General features: G+C 65.5%; 19 protein-coding genes. 15 read left to right on the top strand and 4 right to left on the bottom strand.

The window, feature by feature from the left end; translation table 11 throughout:
- Nucleotides 1-8 precede the first annotated feature (8 nt).
- Nucleotides 9-1202, bottom strand: coding sequence for an alpha-D-ribose 1-methylphosphonate 5-triphosphate diphosphatase (locus AB7531_RS40190; RefSeq protein ID WP_063979770.1), 1194 nt, complete (start codon nucleotides 1200-1202; stop codon nucleotides 9-11).
- Nucleotides 1199-1870 carry a chloramphenicol acetyltransferase gene (locus tag AB7531_RS40185; RefSeq protein ID WP_063985907.1) on the bottom strand — a complete coding sequence of 224 codons (672 nt, stop codon included), beginning with the start codon at nucleotides 1868-1870 and terminating at the stop codon, nucleotides 1199-1201. Before AB7531_RS40185 ends, AB7531_RS40190 begins: the two co-directional genes overlap by 4 nt.
- 174 nt (nucleotides 1871-2044) lie before the next feature.
- On the opposite strand from AB7531_RS40185, the gene phnC reads away from it, so the two are divergent.
- The 4 genes from phnC (at nucleotide 2045) to phnE (AB7531_RS40165) (ending at nucleotide 5655) form a co-directional block, all read left to right on the top strand.
- Nucleotides 2045-2854, top strand: coding sequence for a phosphonate ABC transporter ATP-binding protein (gene phnC, locus AB7531_RS40180; protein ID WP_063979769.1), 810 nt, complete (start codon nucleotides 2045-2047; stop codon nucleotides 2852-2854).
- 59 nt (nucleotides 2855-2913) lie between these two features.
- Nucleotides 2914-3849, top strand: coding sequence for a phosphonate ABC transporter substrate-binding protein (gene phnD / locus AB7531_RS40175; protein WP_063979768.1), 936 nt, complete (start codon nucleotides 2914-2916; stop codon nucleotides 3847-3849).
- Nucleotides 3850-3925: 76 nt separating this feature from the next.
- Complete coding sequence (phnE, locus tag AB7531_RS40170; RefSeq protein WP_231143682.1) at nucleotides 3926-4810, top strand: phosphonate ABC transporter, permease protein PhnE; 885 nt, start codon at nucleotides 3926-3928, stop codon at nucleotides 4808-4810.
- Nucleotides 4807-5655: a phosphonate ABC transporter, permease protein PhnE gene (gene phnE / locus AB7531_RS40165; protein ID WP_063985906.1), complete on the top strand. Its 849-nt coding sequence runs from the start codon at nucleotides 4807-4809 to the stop codon at nucleotides 5653-5655. Before phnE (AB7531_RS40170) ends, phnE (AB7531_RS40165) begins: the two co-directional genes overlap by 4 nt.
- Before the next feature lie 126 nt (nucleotides 5656-5781).
- On the opposite strand, the gene phnF is transcribed toward phnE (AB7531_RS40165), so the two are convergent.
- Nucleotides 5782-6513: a phosphonate metabolism transcriptional regulator PhnF gene (gene phnF, locus AB7531_RS40160; RefSeq protein ID WP_028151386.1), complete on the bottom strand. Its 732-nt coding sequence runs from the start codon at nucleotides 6511-6513 to the stop codon at nucleotides 5782-5784.
- 119 nt (nucleotides 6514-6632) lie between these two features.
- Here phnF and phnG point away from each other — a divergent pair, with 119 nt between their 5' ends.
- Genes phnG through AB7531_RS40115 form a run of 9 tightly spaced genes read left to right on the top strand, consistent with a single transcriptional unit; the run spans nucleotide 6633 to nucleotide 13615 of the window.
- Complete coding sequence (gene phnG, locus AB7531_RS40155) at nucleotides 6633-7097, top strand: phosphonate C-P lyase system protein PhnG (RefSeq protein ID WP_084795316.1); 465 nt, start codon at nucleotides 6633-6635, stop codon at nucleotides 7095-7097.
- A 4-nt stretch (nucleotides 7098-7101) separates the two neighbouring features.
- Entirely contained in the window at nucleotides 7102-7710 is a 609-nt protein-coding gene (gene phnH / locus AB7531_RS40150; protein WP_063985905.1) for a phosphonate C-P lyase system protein PhnH, read from the top strand.
- A 4-nt stretch (nucleotides 7711-7714) separates the two neighbouring features.
- Nucleotides 7715-8818, top strand: a complete 1104-nt coding sequence (locus AB7531_RS40145; protein ID WP_063985904.1) for a carbon-phosphorus lyase complex subunit PhnI — start codon at nucleotides 7715-7717, stop codon at nucleotides 8816-8818.
- Complete coding sequence (locus tag AB7531_RS40140; RefSeq protein ID WP_063985903.1) at nucleotides 8815-9711, top strand: alpha-D-ribose 1-methylphosphonate 5-phosphate C-P-lyase PhnJ; 897 nt, start codon at nucleotides 8815-8817, stop codon at nucleotides 9709-9711. The genes AB7531_RS40145 and AB7531_RS40140 overlap by 4 nt, the downstream gene beginning before the upstream one ends.
- Entirely contained in the window at nucleotides 9704-10498 is a 795-nt protein-coding gene (gene phnK / locus AB7531_RS40135; RefSeq protein ID WP_063985902.1) for a phosphonate C-P lyase system protein PhnK, read from the top strand. The genes AB7531_RS40140 and phnK overlap by 8 nt, the downstream gene beginning before the upstream one ends.
- Before the next feature lie 22 nt (nucleotides 10499-10520).
- Nucleotides 10521-11219, top strand: a complete 699-nt coding sequence (gene phnL, locus AB7531_RS40130) for a phosphonate C-P lyase system protein PhnL (RefSeq protein WP_063986744.1) — start codon at nucleotides 10521-10523, stop codon at nucleotides 11217-11219.
- An 11-nt stretch (nucleotides 11220-11230) separates the two neighbouring features.
- Nucleotides 11231-12388: an alpha-D-ribose 1-methylphosphonate 5-triphosphate diphosphatase gene (locus tag AB7531_RS40125; protein WP_063986743.1), complete on the top strand. Its 1158-nt coding sequence runs from the start codon at nucleotides 11231-11233 to the stop codon at nucleotides 12386-12388.
- Entirely contained in the window at nucleotides 12385-12981 is a 597-nt protein-coding gene (phnN, locus tag AB7531_RS40120; protein WP_063985901.1) for a phosphonate metabolism protein/1,5-bisphosphokinase (PRPP-forming) PhnN, read from the top strand. Before AB7531_RS40125 ends, phnN begins: the two co-directional genes overlap by 4 nt.
- Before the next feature lie 22 nt (nucleotides 12982-13003).
- Complete coding sequence (locus AB7531_RS40115; protein WP_063985900.1) at nucleotides 13004-13615, top strand: pyridoxamine 5'-phosphate oxidase family protein; 612 nt, start codon at nucleotides 13004-13006, stop codon at nucleotides 13613-13615.
- Nucleotides 13616-13891: 276 nt separating this feature from the next.
- Here the strand turns inward: AB7531_RS40115 and AB7531_RS40110 are convergent, their stop codons facing one another.
- Nucleotides 13892-14623 carry an SDR family NAD(P)-dependent oxidoreductase gene (locus tag AB7531_RS40110; protein ID WP_063985899.1) on the bottom strand — a complete coding sequence of 244 codons (732 nt, stop codon included), beginning with the start codon at nucleotides 14621-14623 and terminating at the stop codon, nucleotides 13892-13894.
- Between the two features lie 392 nt (nucleotides 14624-15015).
- On the opposite strand from AB7531_RS40110, the gene AB7531_RS40105 reads away from it, so the two are divergent.
- Nucleotides 15016-15237: a hypothetical protein gene (locus tag AB7531_RS40105; protein ID WP_063985898.1), complete on the top strand. Its 222-nt coding sequence runs from the start codon at nucleotides 15016-15018 to the stop codon at nucleotides 15235-15237.
- Between the two features lie 22 nt (nucleotides 15238-15259).
- Nucleotides 15260-16213: an aliphatic sulfonate ABC transporter substrate-binding protein gene (locus AB7531_RS40100; protein WP_084795315.1), complete on the top strand. Its 954-nt coding sequence runs from the start codon at nucleotides 15260-15262 to the stop codon at nucleotides 16211-16213.
- Nucleotides 16214-16237: the final 24 nt, after the last annotated feature.

The following is a 16237-nucleotide window of genomic DNA, read 5'->3' as shown; positions in this document are numbered from 1 at the left end:
TAACCGGTTCAGGCCGCAACAACAGCCTCGCGCGGCGTCGCCGCCGCAGCGAGCAGTCGCGTCGCATCAGTGAGATGCACGAGCTTTCCGCCTGATACCACCGCGATCAGCCGCGGCCGCAGCGGCACGCTGTCGTCGACCAGCAGCATGTCGGCGCGGCATCCTTCTGCGAGCACGCCGCGATCGGCAAGGCCGGTCGCGCGCGCTGGTCCCGCAGAGACCAGATCCCAGGCCTTCGGCAGCGGCAGCACACCGTCGGCGGCGAGGCGGAACGCGGCGAGCAGTTGCGCGGGATAGTAATAGTCCGACGCCAGCACCGAGCAGAGCCCCTTCGCGATCATGTCGGATGCCCGGGTCCAGCCGGTATGGCTGCCGCCGCGCACGACGTTCGGCGCACCGTAGACGATCGCATCGCCCGCGGCCGCGGCCGCTCGCGCGGTCTCCTCGCTGATCGGAAACTCCGCGATGTCAGCGCCCAGCTCGCGAAACTCCTGCCGCATCGCCGGCGTCGCATCGTCATGCGAGAGCATCCGCACCTCGGCCGCGCGGGCAGTTGCGGCAAGCCGCGACACGGAAGCCGGCACTTCACTGGCGCGCGAAAGCACACGCTCGACCAGCCGGTCGAATTCCTCGCCCGAGAGGCCGGTGCGCTCCACCATGCGGTTGCGCTTGCGCGGCTTGGCCATGTCGGCAACGGTGCCGTCCATGTGGTCGTTGAAGGCGAACAGGTCGACGCGGCCCTCGGCGAGCCACTGGCTTATCTCGGCCTCGGCCTCGAGATTGTAGGTCTCGTGCCGCAGGTGGAAACGGGTATCGGCGGCGAATTGCGGGCGCTGCCGCTCGATCGCCTCCATCAGGGCGCGCGCATTGCCGGCGCTGCGCAGGCCCGGCTCCCACGAACAGGTCGTGGCGTGAAAGACGGTGGTGATGCCGTTGCTGATCGCCTGGCGGTCACTGTCGGCGAGCGCGACGTCGATCGGGAAGTCGACGCCGGCGCGCGGCATCATCTGGCGCTCGAAGGCATCGCCATGCAGATCGACGATGCCGGGCAGCACCAGCAGGTTGCGCGCATCGATCGCCAGCCGCGCACGGCCGCGAGAGGCATCGACCTGCGCAATGTCCGCGCCGGACACCAGAATGGAAGTTTCGACGAGCTCGGAGCCGATCAGGGCCCGGCCGCCCTCAAGGAAGATGTCTGTCAAGCGACCGCGCTTCGTTTGCTGGCAGGGGAACGGGTGAGGGAGCTTGCCCGTGCTTCATATGCCGAGAGGAAATCTTCAATCCCGAGCTTGCGGAAATCGGGCAGTGCTTCACGCAATTTGTCGTGATCCCAGTCCCACCAGGCGAGTTGGGCCAGCCGTCCGGCGACGTCTTCCGAGAACCGCCGCCGCACGATGCGCGCCGGATTGCCGGCGACGATGGTGTAGGCCGGCACGTCCTTGGTGACGATGGCGCCCGCCGCGATCACCGCGCCGGTGCCGATGTTGCGGCCGGGCAGCACGATCGCGCCATGGCCGATCCAGACGTCGTGGCCGATATGAACGTGATGCTGGCGCCGCCAGTCGAAGAACTCGGTGTCGTCGCTCTCGCCTTCGAAGTAGGCGCTGGAACGATAGGTGAAATGCGCCTGCGTGGCGCGATGCATCGGATGATTGCCGGGATTGATGCGCGTCATCGCCGCGATCGAGCAGAATTTTCCGATCGTGGTGTAGGTGATCTGGGCGTCGTTCACGACATAGGAGTAATCGCCCATCGTGACTTCAGTGAGGATCGTGCGCGCACCGACCTCGGTATAGGTGCCGAGCCTGGTCTCATGCAGCTTCGCCGAAGGGTCGATGGTCGGTTGAACCGAGAGCGTTTTGCCGGCCATGCTACATCCGATAGGTCGAGGGCGGGCGTACCTCTTCGAGTGCCCTGATGACAACGTCATGACGATGCGATGACAGGGGAAGAGGTGTGTAGGATCGCCGCAGCGCGATCCGCGTGTCACACAAGTGTCAAGTGCCGGCGCTAGCGGTGGCAGCCAGCTACTCTGGAGCCCTCTATGCTGGTGGTTGAAGGTCTGACGTGCCGCTTCGGCGCAAAAGCCGCGGTGGACGACGCTTCGTTTCAAATCTCCCCCGGCGGCTTCGTCGGTGTGATCGGGCGCTCCGGCGCCGGCAAGTCGACCATGCTGCGCATGATCAATCGCCTGGCGACGCCGACGCAGGGCCGCATCCTGTTCGACGGCCTCGACGTCACCGCGTTGCGCGGCAAGGAATTGCGGCAGTGGCGGGCGCGCTCGGCGATGATTTTCCAGCAGTTCAACCTCGTCGGCCGGCTCGATGTGCTCACCAACGTGCTGATGGGGCGCCTCGCGACGATGCCGGCCTGGCGCTCGCTGACGCAGACCTGGCCCGAGCACGACAAGGCGCTGGCGATGTCGGCGCTCGAACAGTTCGATATCGCCTCACTCGCCGCCCAGCGCGCCGACCAGCTCTCCGGCGGCCAGCAGCAGCGTGTTGCGATCGCCCGCGCACTGGTGCAGCAGCCCGACATCATCCTCGCCGACGAGCCGATCGCCTCGCTCGACCCGCGCAACACCAAGATCGTGATGGATGCGCTGCTGCGCATCAACAAGCATTTCGGCATCACCGTGCTCTGCAACCTGCATTCGCTCGATCTGGCGCGCAGCTATTGCGATCGCCTGATCGGCATGGCGCAGGGGCGCGTGGTGTTCGACGGCGCGCCTGCCGAATTGACCGACCACGTCGCGCGCGAGCTCTACGATCTCGAAGCCTCCGACGTCATGGGCGGAATGCCCGTGCCGGTGCCTGAGGGTGTGCCGGCGCTCGGAACGGCCGCGGCTGCCTGAGCTGCGCCTGTAGTTGCCAATTTTTGCGTCAACCGACCCCAACCGATGAAGAGGGTATCATGATCACTCGCAGACTGGTTCTTGCCGGCGCCGCCGCGCTCGCGTTCACGACTTCGGCCTCCGCCGACGACTGGAAAGCCAAATACCCCGAACTGACCTTCGCGGTCATTCCGGCGGAAAACGCCTCGGGCGTGACCGAGCGCTGGGCGCCGTTCATGAACTATCTCTCCAAGGAATTGGGCGTGAAGGTCACGCTGCGCATCGCCAACGACTACGCCGCCGTCATCGAGGGCCAGCGCGCCGGCAACATCCATATCGCCAGCTACGGCTCGGCGTCATTCGCCCGCGCCCGCCTGACCGGCGTCAAGACCGATGCCTTCGCCAACGACATCAACGCCGACGGTTCGACCGGCTACTACTCTGTGTTCTTCGTCAAGGCGAGCAGCCCCTACAAGAGCGTCGACCAGCTCAAGGGCAAGAACCTCGGCCTCGTCGATCCGAACTCGACCTCCGGCAACAACGTGCCGCGCTTCGAGCTCGACAAGATGGGCATCACGGATGCCGACACCTATTTCAGCAAGGTCGTCTTCACCGGCAGCCACGAGAACGCGATCCTGGCGCTGGCGCAGGGCACGGTCGACGTTGCGGCCAACCAGTGGACCAGCGATGACGATTCCACGCTGGCGCAGATGCTGACCAAGGGCATGCTGAAGAATGCCGACGGCTCGCCGATGAAGAAGGACGATTTCCGCATCATCCACAAGTCGGCGCCGATCATCAACGGCCCCTACGCCTACAATTCCGACCTGCCGGAAGATGCCAAGGCGGCGATCGCCAAGGCGTTCTTCGACGCGCCGGCCAAGGACAAGGCGGCCTTCGATCGCCTCCAGGACGGCCAGAAGAAGGGTTTTCATCCCGCCACCACCAAGGACTGGGATGGCACGATCGAGCTGATCAAGTTCGTCGATGCACTGCGTAAGAAGAAGGCGTCCTGAGTTTCGGGACGATAGCACTGGAGCCGGGTCGATGGACCCGGCTCTTTCTCTTTGATCGACTACCTTCCCTGGCCAGATGACCGTCGCGGTTTCGATCCTCCCCGAGCAGCAGCTCGCCGTGCTCAACGCGGCCTATCGCCAGGCGGTCGCGCGCAAGCGGCTCCGACTCCTTTTGGGGCTGGTGATCTTTGCCGCAGCGCTGTTTCTTGCCGCGATCGGCGCGGAAGTGAACCTGCGCACCTTCTTTGCCCATTTCGGCAATTTCATCAGCTATTTCGACCGCATCCTCACGCTCGATAGCGGCCAGCGGGTCTGGACCGATGCCGGCGAGTGGCTGTGGGGCTGGCGCAAATGGCTGAAGATGCTGGGCGAGACGCTGCTGATCTCCTACGTCGGCACGCTGATCGGCGCGACCTTGGCCTTCGCCTTGAATTTCTTCGCGGCTGAGAACACCTCACCGTCGCCCTGGCTGCGCTTCGTGGTGCGTCGCCTGCTCGAATTCGCCCGCACCGTGCCGGGCATCGTCTTCGCGCTGATCTTCGTGATTGCCTTCGGGCTCGGGCCGATGGCCGGCGTGCTCGCGATCGCGATCCACTCCACCGGCGCGCTCGGCAAACTGTTCTCCGAGATCGTCGAGAATGCCGACATGAAGCCGGTCGAGGGCATCCGTTCGACCGGCGCGAGCTGGCTCTCCTGCATGCGCTTTGCGATCGTGCCGCAGGTGACGGCGGGGTATGCCAGCTACGCGCTGCTGCGCTTCGAGATCAACGTCCGTGAAGCCTCCGTCATGGGCTTCGTCGGCGCCGGCGGCATCGGCCAGGAGCTCGTCGTCGCCATCCGCAAGTTCTATTACTCCGACGTCAGTGCCATCCTGCTCACCATCATCATCACGGTCTTCATCATCGACATCACTACGGGCTGGCTACGCGGCCGTCTGTTCGGCAAGGAGGCACGGACGTGACGAGACCGCAGGAGGTCGACACGCGAGAGCTTCGCGCGCGCTACCCCGATGTGTTCGATCGCCCCGCCTCGGCGCGGCTCGCGATGCCGGCGATGATCGTCGCGGCGTTTGCGATCCTGGTTTACGGCCTCGTCGATCTCGACTTCTCGCCGTCGCGATTCTTCGCAGGGCTGAGCCAGCTCGGCTGGATCGGCCTGATGATGATCCCGCCCGATCCGGGCTCTTCGCTGCCGGTCTATCTGAAAGCGCTGGGTGAGACGCTGTCGATCGCGCTGCTCGGCACGACGCTCGCCGCGCTGTTCGCGCTTCCGGTCAGCCTGCTGGCCGCGCGCAACGTCATACCTTCGCAGATCCTGCGTTTTCCGGTCCGCCGTTTCCTGGATTCGATCCGCGGCGTCGACACCCTGATCTGGGCGCTGGTGTGGATTAACGTCGTCGGGCTTGGTCCGTTCGCCGGCGTGCTCGCCATCGCCGTGTCGGATTTCGGCGCGTTCGGCAAACTGTTCTCGGAGGCGATCGAGGGCGCCGACCAGAAGCAGGTCGAAGGCGTCCGCGCCTCCGGCGGCAGTGCTTTGCACGAAATCCGCTTCGGCCTGCTGCCGCAGGTGCTGCCCGTGATCGCCGGCCAGGTGCTCTATTTCATCGAATCCAACACGCGCTCGGCCACCATCATCGGCATCGTCGGCGCCGGCGGCATCGGCCTCCAACTCGCCGAGCAGATCCGCGTGCTGGAATGGCAGCGGGTGTCGTTCCTGATCCTGATGATTCTGGTCGCCGTCGCCGCGATCGATTTTATTTCGAGCAAGTTGCGGTTTGCGATCATTGGGCGGCGAGCTGTCGCCTGATCGCCGGCGCCGTAGGGTGGGCAAAGCGAAGCGTGCCCACCACTTCTGCTTAGATATCGGGGAGAGATGGTGGGCACGGCGCAAGTGCGCCTTTGCCCACCCTACGAGCCCTGCGTGGTCGCCCGCTCACCCGTTCTCCACCAGAAACTCCACCCGCTCCGCTGCAAAGCGCGAGTGCTTGGTCACCAGCGGCTTGCCGGCGAGATCGTGGTCGGTCGCGTCGACCACCAGGATCGGCCGTCCCAGCGGCAGATCGAGCCGCGCGGCATCGGTTGCGTCCACGATGCCGGCGGTGATCCGGGTCGCGCCGCGGCTGTAGTCGCGGACGCCGTAATGCTCGAGCAGTTTCGTCATCGAGCGCGTCGCGGCGAATACCTCACCCGCGCCCGGAAACAATTCCGCTGACAGCCAGGTGGTGGAGACGCAGATCGGCGTGCGGTCGGCGAGGCGGATCGCCTCGATCCGCACCAGCGGCGCGCCGGCCTTCAATCCCAGTTCGCGCGCCAGTTCGCGGGTCGCGACGTCGTCGGACGCCTCGATCAGCCGGCCATGCGGTTCGCGGCCGTCGGCGCCGACGATCTCGGAGAAGCGGGTGCGCGAGCGCAAGGGATAAGCGAGGCGCTGCGCCTCGACATAGGTTCCGCTGCCGCGTTCGGCGCGCACGATGCCGCGCTCGGCAAGTGCGGCCAGCGCGCGCCGCACGGTGTGGCGGTTCACGCGATAGGTCTCGGCGATCTCCATCTCGCCCGGCAGCTTGTCGCCGGCTGCAAAGCGGCCGTCGGCGATGCCGCGCTCGATGCCGTCGGCAACGAGGCGCCACAGCGCGACGCCCGAAGAGGCTGTGTCCTGCATGCTCATGTCGCCGAGAAGCCTACTTCAGAAATCACACGTTTGTCACGAAACAGTCATGGCGCTTCCGTATCAAGTTGTCTATTATCATAGACAACTTGGATTCGGCAAGTTCTGTCAAAAGCTCGGTGGATTGGGTGACCCAGCACAACAACCAGCAAGTCCAGCGCAAGGCCGCGATGGCCGTGCTGGCGCACGCGGAGGCGGGCGAGATCGCCGCTCGCCTCCGCGCTCTCGCCCTGCCGGCGCATCAGGAGCTACGCGCGCCGGAAAACGGTCTCGTCATGCTGCGCGGCCGGGTCGGCGGCGACGGCGCGCCGTTCAATCTCGGTGAAGCCACGGTGTCTCGCGCAGCGGTCCGGCTCGCGAGCGGCGAGGTCGGCTTCGGCTACACGCTGGGGCGCGATGGCGAAAAGGCGCGGCTGATCGCGCTCTGCGACGCGCTGGCGCAGTCCAGTGATTTCGGTGAGGCGGTGGAGCGTGACGTTATCGCGCCGTTGCGCGAGCAGCTTATGATCCAGCGCAAGCAGGCGGCGGCCGAGACCGCCGCGACGAAGGTTGATTTCTACACCATGGTGCGCGGTGAGGGGTGAGGCCATGACCACGATTGCGGAACTGCCGCCGGGTTTCGTCGACAAGGTCTTGTCGGCGCAATCGACCTTTCGTTCCGTGATGGACGCGATGGCGCGACCGGGCTCGGTCCAGCGCATCGTGCCGATGGCGGGAGCGCCCGCGCCAACGATGCGCGGCACTGCCGCGATCGCGCTGACGCTGTTCGATCACGACACGCCGCTCTGGCTCGATGAGCGGATGACGGAGCGATCGGACGTGGTGAAATGGCTCAAGTTCCACACCGGCGCGCCGGTGGTGCAGGACTCCTCGATCGCGAGTTTCGCGCTGATCAGTGACGGTGCGGCGCTGCCGTCGCTCGAGCGCTTCGCACTGGGCACGAACGAGTATCCGGATCGTTCGACCACGGTGATCCTTCAGGTCGAGAGCCTGAATTCGGGGCGCAGTTTCGAACTGCGTGGCCCCGGCATCGACGGTGTCGCGACGCTTCAGGCCTCGATCAGGCCTTTCGACCTGTTCGAACGGCTGCAGTTCAACGAGGCGCTGTTTCCGCGCGGCATCGATTTGGTGCTGGTCGCCGATGATGCCGTGGTTGCGATCCCGCGCACCACGCGTGTCGTGAACAAGGGAAGCTAGTCGCATGTATGTCGCAGTCAAAGGCGGCGAGCGCGCCATCGAGAACGCCCATCGCCTGCTCGCCAATGCGCGGCGTGGCGACCAGAGCATTTCCGAAGTCACGCTGGATCAGATCTCGGAGCAGCTTGGCCTCGCCGTGGACCGCGTCATGAGCGAAGGGTCGCTCTACGACCGCGAGCTCGCGGCGCTCGCGATCAAGCAGGCGCGCGGGGATCTGATCGAGGCGATCTTCCTGGTCCGCGCCTTCCGCGCCACCCTGCCGCGCTTCGGCGCCAGCGAGCCGGTCGACACCGGCGCGATGCGCGTGCAGCGGCGGGTGTCGGCGACCTTCAAGGATATTCCCGGCGGCCAGATCCTCGGGCCTACCTTCGACTACACGCACCGCCTGCTCGATCCCTCGCTTGGCCAGGGCTTCGTGCCTGAAGTGCCGGCGACGGCCGAAGCTTCGACGGCGCCCACGCCGCGTGTGACCGACATTCTGGGCCGCGACGGGCTGATCGAATCCTCGCCGCGGGCCGAAGACGGCGCCAGCGTCGGCGACCTCACGCGCGAACCGCTGAACTTCCCGGCCGATCGCGACCTGCGCCTGCAAAACCTCGCGCGCGGTGACGAAGGCTTTCTGCTGGCCATGGGTTACTCCACCCAGCGCGGTTACGGCCGCAACCATCCCTTCGTCGGCGAGATCCGCTTCGGCGAGGTCGAGGTCGAATTTTTCGCGGAGGACGTCGGCTTCGCCGTGCCGCTCGGCTCCATCGAGCTCACCGAGTGCCAGATGGTGAATCAATTCAAGGGTTCGGCGACGGAAGCGCCGTGTTTCACCCGCGGCTATGGTCTCGCCTTCGGCCAGAGCGAGCGCAAGACCATGTCGATGGCGCTGGTCGACCGGGCGCTGCGTGCCCGCGAGCTCGGCGAAGAGGCCGTGGCCCCGGCGCAAGATGAAGAATTCGTGATGTCGCATTCGGACAACGTCCAGGCGACCGGCTTCGTCGAGCATCTGAAGCTGCCGCACTATGTCGACTTCCAGTCCGAGCTCGGGCTCCTGCGCAAGCTGCGCAAGGAATTTGCCGAGGCCAATGCGCCCGATGCCATGAAGGAGGCCGCGGAATGAACGCGCCCGCCTACAATTTCGCCTATCTCGACGAGCAGACCAAGCGGATGATCCGCCGCGCGATCCTCAAGGCGATCGCGATCCCCGGTTATCAGGTGCCGTTCGCCAGCCGCGAAATGCCGATGCCCTATGGCTGGGGCACCGGCGGCGTGCAGGTCACGGCCGCGATCCTCGGGCCCCAGGATGTGCTGAAGGTGATCGACCAAGGTTCCGACGACACGACGAATGCGATCTCGATCCGCAAATTCTTCGCCAAGACCGCGGGCGTCGCCACGACCACGGCAACAGAAGATGCAACCGTGATCCAGACGCGTCACCGCATCCCGGAGACGTCGCTGCACGCGAACCAGGTGCTGGTCTATCAGGTGCCGATCCCGGAGCCGCTGCGTTTCCTCGAACCGCGCGAGACCGAGACGCGGCGCATGCATGCGCTGGCCGAATACGGCCTGATGCATGTGAAGCTCTACGAGGACATCGCCCGCTTTGGCCACATCGCCACTGCCTACGCCTATCCGGTGAAGGTGAACGCGCGCTACGTGATGGACCCGTCGCCGACGCCGAAATTCGACAATCCCAAGATGGACAATTGCCCGGCGCTGCAATTGTTCGGCGCCGGTCGCGAGAAGCGCATCTATGCGATCCCGCCCTATACGCAGGTGGTGTCGCTCGATTTCGAGGATCACCCGTTCGAGCCGTACCGCTTCAACGCGCCCTGCGCGCTGTGCGCGGCGGAAAATTCCTATCTCGACGAGATTGTCACCGACGACAAGGGCGGGCGCATGTTCGTGTGCTCGGACACCGACTATTGCGAGGGCCGCCAGGCCGCCGGACATCACGGCAGCATGAGCGCCGCGCCGTACAAGGAGAAGGCGCAGGAGGGATCAAATGGCTGAGGAGATGCTGGAGAACGATCAGCCGCTGCTGGTCGCGGAGTCGCTCAGCAAGTCCTATGGCCGCATCGCCGCGTGCCGCGACGTGTCGTTCTCGCTCTACCCCGGCGAGGTGCTGGCGATCGTCGGCGAGTCCGGCTCGGGCAAGTCGACACTGCTGCAAATGCTCTCGGGCCAGCTCGCGCCGAGCGCCGGCCAGGTGTCGTACCGGATGCGCGACGGCGTCACCCGCGATCTCACGAGCCTTGGCGAAGCCGAGCGACGCTTCCTGTTCCGCACCGACTGGGGCTATGTGCACCAGGATCCCGCGCAGGGCCTGCGCATGGCGGTCTCGGCCGGCGCCAATGTCGGCGAACGGCTGATGGCGGTCGGCTGGAATCACTACGGCCGCATCCGCGATACCGCGTCGGACTGGCTCACCCGTGTCGAGATCGACATCGCGCGCATCGACGATGCGCCGCGCACCTATTCCGGCGGCATGCGCCAGCGTCTCCAGATCGCGCGCAACCTCGTCACCGAGCCGCGGCTGGTGTTCATGGACGAGCCGACCGGCGGTCTGGACGTGTCTGTCCAGGCGCGCCTGCTCGACCTCGTGCGCAGCCTCGTCGCCGAGCTGCACCTTGCCGTCATCATCGTCACCCACGATCTCGCGGTGGCGCGACTGCTGTCGCATCGCGTGATGGTGATGAAGGGCGGCCGTGTCATCGAGACGGGTCTCACCGACCAGGTGCTCGACGATCCCCGCGAGCCCTATACCCAGCTCCTCGTTTCCTCGATTCTGCCGCCATAAGCCTTCCAAGATGAGTTTTCCGATGACCGCCATGATCGACATCGCCGCCGCGAAAAAGACCTTTACGATGCACCTGCAGGGCGGCATCGAGCTGCCTGTCGTCAGCGGCGTGACCTTCCACGTCAACCCGGGCGAATGCGTCGTGCTCTCTGGCCCGTCCGGTGCCGGCAAGTCGTCGATCCTGAAGATGATTTTTGGCAATTACCGCTGCGACTCCGGCCGTATCGGCATTCGCCATCGCGGCGCGGTTGTCGATCTCGCCACCGCCGAGCCGCGGCAGGTTCTCAACATCCGCCGCTCCACCATCGGCTATGTCAGCCAGTTTTTGCGGGCGGTGCCGCGTGTTGCGACCATCGACGTCGTCGCGGAGCCACTGATCGTGAACGGCACGGCCCGAGCCGACGCGCAGGCACGCGCCGGCGAGTTGCTGCACCGCCTCAACATCCCTGAAAGACTCTGGCAGCTGCCGCCCGCGACCTTCTCCGGCGGCGAGCAGCAGCGCGTCAACATCGCGCGCGGCTTCATCTCGGACCTGCCGATCCTGCTGCTGGACGAGCCGACCGCCTCGCTCGATGCCGCCAACCGCGCCGTCGTGGTCGAGCTGGTCGCCGACAAGAAGCGCCAGGGCGTCGCCATGGTCGCCATTGTCCATGACGACGAAATCCGCCATTTGATTGCCGACCGTATTGTTGACGTCACCAGCTTTGCCGCCGCGGCCTGAAGGAAATGGAAATGAATGCCAAGCCGAAGGAAACATTGATCGCCAACGCCAGGATCGTGCTGGCTGACCGCGTGATCGAACAGGGCTGGCTCGCTCTCGCGGACGGACGCATCGCCGAGATCGGCGAGGGCAGGGCCCCCGCGGGTGCGGAGGATGCCGGCGGCGACCTCATCATGCCCGGCCTGATCGAGCTCCACACCGACCATCTCGAAGCGCATTACGTGCCGCGCCCGAAAGTGTTCTGGAATCCGGTCGCCGCCGTCATCTCCTATGACGGCCAGCTCGCGACCTCAGGCATCACGACCGTGTTCGACTCGCTCCGGGTCTGGCGTGAGGACGGCGCCGAGGAAGTCGATGGCCGCGCCGGCGTGCTCGCCGCCGCGATCACGACCGCGCGCGATGCCAGCCTGCTGCGCGCCGACCACTTCCTGCATCTGCGCTGCGAAATCCCGATGCCGAGCGTGGTCGAGGAAGCCAAGGAGCTGATCGACCGTCCCGACGTCAAGCTGATGTCGCTGATGGACCACACCCCCGGCCAGCGCCAGTTCCGCGACGAGGTCAAGCTGCGCGACTATTATCGCGGCAAGGGCGGCGGCAAGACCGATGCCGAGCTCGACGAGCTGTTCGCGAAGCGCTTCGAGTATCAGAAGCTCTATGCCGCGACCAACATGCGCGAGATCGTATCGCTCGCGCACAAGTACAACATTCCGCTGGCGAGCCATGACGACACCACCGAGGAGAACGTCGCGGACGCCGTGCGCGATCGCGTGTCGGTGGCGGAATTCCCGACCACGCTCGAGGCCGCGCGCGGCCTGCATCAGGCCGGCATCGACATCCTGATGGGGGCGCCGAACGTCGTGCGCGGCGGCTCGCACTCCGGCAACATCGCCGCGGTCGATCTCGCCCGAGAGGGCCTGCTCGACATCCTGTCGTCGGACTACATCCCGTCCAGCCTCCTGATGGCCGCGCTGCAATTGCCGGAGCATGTGCCTGCGATCAGCCTTCCGGCGGCGGTTCGCACCGTGACCAAGGCGCCGGCCGAGGCGGTTGGCCTGTCGGATCGTGGCGAGGTCGCGATCGGCAAGCGGGCCGACCTGATCCGCGTGCATGTCGCAGGCGACGTTCCCGTGGTCCGCAGCGTCTGGCGCGAAGGAAACCGCGTCGCATGAGCGAGACCGCGACCATGGCACACGATGAGGCCAGCGGGATCGGACCCGGGCGGCTCGTGCTCGTGGTCGGTCCCAGCGGTGCGGGCAAGGACACGCTGTTGCGGCTCGCACAGGCGGCCTGCGTCGATGATCGCGACATCGTCTTCCCGCGCCGTGTCGTGACGCGCGAATCCTCCGAGGCCGAAGACAACATCGCGATGAGCCAGGACGAATTCCGCCGCGCGCGCGAGCACGGCGATTTCGCCGTGCACTGGGAAGCGCATGGCCATTCCTACGCTCTTCCGCTCGAAATCAACGATGACATCCTCGCCGGCCGGGCCGTCGTCGCCAATGTCTCGCGCACAGTGATCGGCGCGCTCCGCCAGGCCTATGCCAACGTCGTCGTGGTCGCGATCACGGCGCCGCCGGACGTGCTGGCGCAGCGGCTTGCTGCCCGGGCCCGGCACAGCGACGGCAATATCGCAGATCGCCTCGCGCGCAGCGTCGACGACGCATCGGCCAATGCCGATGTCACTATCCTCAACGCGGGCAGCGCGGACTATCACAGTCGCCAGCTCGTGCGCGTGATCAGGAACGAAGGCTGGCACGAATAGCCGGCGCAACAAGGAGAACGGAATGTCGGTGATTGAAACGGTCGAACAGCTGGAGGCCATCTACGGTGCCGTTGGTGATGCCTCGACCGTGAAAGTCGCCGACCACGTTACCCCGCTCTACCGCATCTTCATCGAGAAGGCGCCGTTTGCCGCGCTCGCCACCATCGGACCGGAAGGGATCGACTGCTCGCCGCGTGGCGATCTCCCCGGCTTCGTCCGCATCCATGATCCGAAGACGCTGATGCTGCCGGATCGCCGCGGCAACAACCGGGTCGATTCCTTGCGCAACATCGTGCGCGATCCCAGGGTGTCGCTGATGTTTCTGATCCCCGGTTCCGGCAACGCGGTGCGGGCCAACGGCCGCGCTTGTCTCTCCGTCGATCCCGAGCTGCTCGCCTCGTTCAAGGTCGAGGGCAAGGCGCCGCGCAGCGTCATGGTGATGAATGTGGACGAAATCTATTTCCAGTGCGCCCGCGCCATCGTCCGCTCCGACCTCTGGAATCCCGACAAGCGGATCGATCCGAAGACGCTGCCGACGCCGGGCCAGATCCTGGCCGAGATGAGCGAGAACAAGGTCGGCGGCGCGGAATATGATCGCATCTGGCCGGAGCGCACTGCGGCGACGATGTGGTAGCGCTCTCTTGCCCTCTCCCCCTGTGGGAGAGGGTGGCTCGCCGCGAGACGGGTGAGGGGTATCTCTCCTCACGAAAAGGAGCCGTAGGGTGGGCAAAGGCGCACTTGCGCCGTGCCCACCACCTATCCAACACCGCGATAGAAATGGTGGGCACGCTCCGCTTTGCCCACCCTACGGCTCACGAAGAGCGGTGCGCGCGGAGAGATACCCCTCATCCGGCGCTTCGCGCCACCTTCTCCCACAAGGGGAGAAGGAAAGGCGGCACCATCTTCGCTCCTAGTTAAACGCCATCCCGCCGCTCAGCGCGATGGTCTGCCCGGTCATGTAGGCATTGTCGACCGGCAGCATCACGGCTTTCGCCACCTCATCGGCCGTGCCGAAGCGGCCGAGCGGGATGCGGCTGACGAACTGGGGCTGGCCGCTCATCATGTCGGTCTCGATCAGCGACGGCGCCACCGCGTTGACGGTGATGCCTTCCTTCACCAGCCGCGCCGCATAACCGCGCGTAAGGCCCTCCATGCCGGCCTTGGATGCATTGTAGTGCGGGCCGATCGAGCCGGCACCGCGCGCCGCGCCCGAGGAGATGTTGACGATGCGGCCCCATTTCCGCGCACGCATCTCCGGCAGCACCGCCTGCGTGCACAGGAAGGCAGATTTCAGGTTGACCATCATGGTGCGGTCGAAATCCTCTTCGGTGAGATCGTCGACGCCGCGCGTGATCGCGATGCCGGCATTATTGACGAGGATATCGATCGGCCCGAGCCCGGCCGTGGCGCGCTCGACCATTGTAGCCACGGCGTCGCGCTGCGAGACGTCGGCGGCAACGACAATCGCGCGACCGCCTTGCTTGCCGATCTCGCCTGCCAACTGCTCGGCCTGCCCGATCTGCTCCCGGCAGTTGATCGCCACCGCCGCGCCTGATGCGGCCAGGGCGCGACAGACGGCTGCGCCAATCCCGCGCGAGCCGCCGGTGACGAGCGCGGTGCGCCACTTCAGATCATTCGCCATGTCCGGATCTCCCAGATTGTCTGTTTTTACGTTGCGCGAGCGTACCACGCCTGCCGCCCGCGCCTGCTGAACTCATCGCGAGATGAATCCGTCTGTCGGTACTTGCGCCGGGAGAAGCGCGCCAGCGCGCCGGTGCCAAATATGGATAGCCATTTCATTGACCGAGCTCACCAATCGCTCGATATTCGGAGCATCGAAACTGCTCCTCGAGCTTGATGCCGCGATATGAGAACCGATCACCAGCGTAATCCCAGCGACATGCACGCGTGCATGACGCGGCGCTGTTTCTCGGCGGCAACCGGCGCCTGTTGTTGTTGCTGATCGCCTCCTAGCAACCTCCCACAGCACAAATCCCACGACAGGAACGCCGACATTCCGGCGAACGAGCAGTCATGTCCCAGACCCAGTCGAACGCCTACATCATTGAAATCCACGACCGCGCCGCCGGCATCATCACAAGAGATGAGCGCGGCTTCCGCTTCTTCTCCTCCGAACGCCTGTTCGACAGCCTCGAAGGCCGCCAGTTCCGTTCGGCGCGCGAGGCCGAACGCGCAGCCCGTGCGGTGTTTTCGGAGCGGAGCCGCCGCGCCAATTCCTCACTCTTCGCTAACTGAACCTGACGCAAAGGACCGCAACATGATTGCACGACGACATATCCTGACCGCAGCGCTTCTCCTTGCAACCGCCCTGGCCGCACCAGCACGCGCCGAGGACAAGCCGGCGGAAATCCGCATCGGCACTCAGAAGGGCGGATTCTTCCCGGCGGTACGCCAGCGTCAAACGCTCGAAAACGCCTTCAGGCCGCTGGGCATCGAGGTCAGATGGATTGACTTCCAGTTCGGTCCGCCGCTGCTGGAGGCCATCAACGTCGGCAGCGTCGATTTCGGCTTCGTCGGCGACACGCCGCCGATCTTCGCGCAAGCCGGCGGCGCAAAAATAAAATATGTCGCGGCCGTGAAGTCCGAGGGCGACAACCAGGCGATCATCGTGCCGAAGGATTCAGCCATCAAGACGCTCGCCGATCTCAAAGGCAAGCGCGTCGCCTTCGGCAAGGGATCGAGCGCGCACAATCTCCTGGTCGCCTCGCTCGAAAAGGCCGGCCTGTCCTGGTCCGACATCACGCCCGCGCCGCTGGCGCCGGCCGATGCGACGGCGGCCTTCGTGAAGGGCTCGGTCGACGCCTGGTCGATCTGGGATCCCTATCTCGCGCTCGCCGAATTGAAGGAGAACGCGCGCGTTCTCGTCTTCGACAAGGACGTGCACAAGCCGAACGCCTACTACATCGCCAACACCGACTTCGTCGAGAAATATCCATCGCTGGTCGCGAAGCTCAACACGACCTTTGCCTCCGAAGGCAAGTGGGCGGAGCAGTATCACGAGGAGGTCGCAAAGGCGCAGGCCGAGGCGACCGGCGTCGACATCGAGGCTGTCAGGCGCTTCGTCAACCGCTCCGTCTACAGCGTGGTGCCGCTCGACGCCGAGGTGATCAGGACGCAGCAGGCCGTGGCCGACCGTTTTGCAAAGCTCGGGCTGATCCCGAAGCCGGTCAATGTCTCCGATATCGTCTGGAAGTGGACGCCGGGGTCGTAAGGCGGGGGCACTGGCAAGATGTCG

It is taken from the genome of Bradyrhizobium sp. 63_E2_N1_3 (assembly GCF_052076005.1).
Lineage (GTDB): Bacteria > Pseudomonadota > Alphaproteobacteria > Rhizobiales > Xanthobacteraceae > Bradyrhizobium > Bradyrhizobium barranii.
This window is presented reverse-complemented; position numbering and strand designations above follow the sequence as displayed.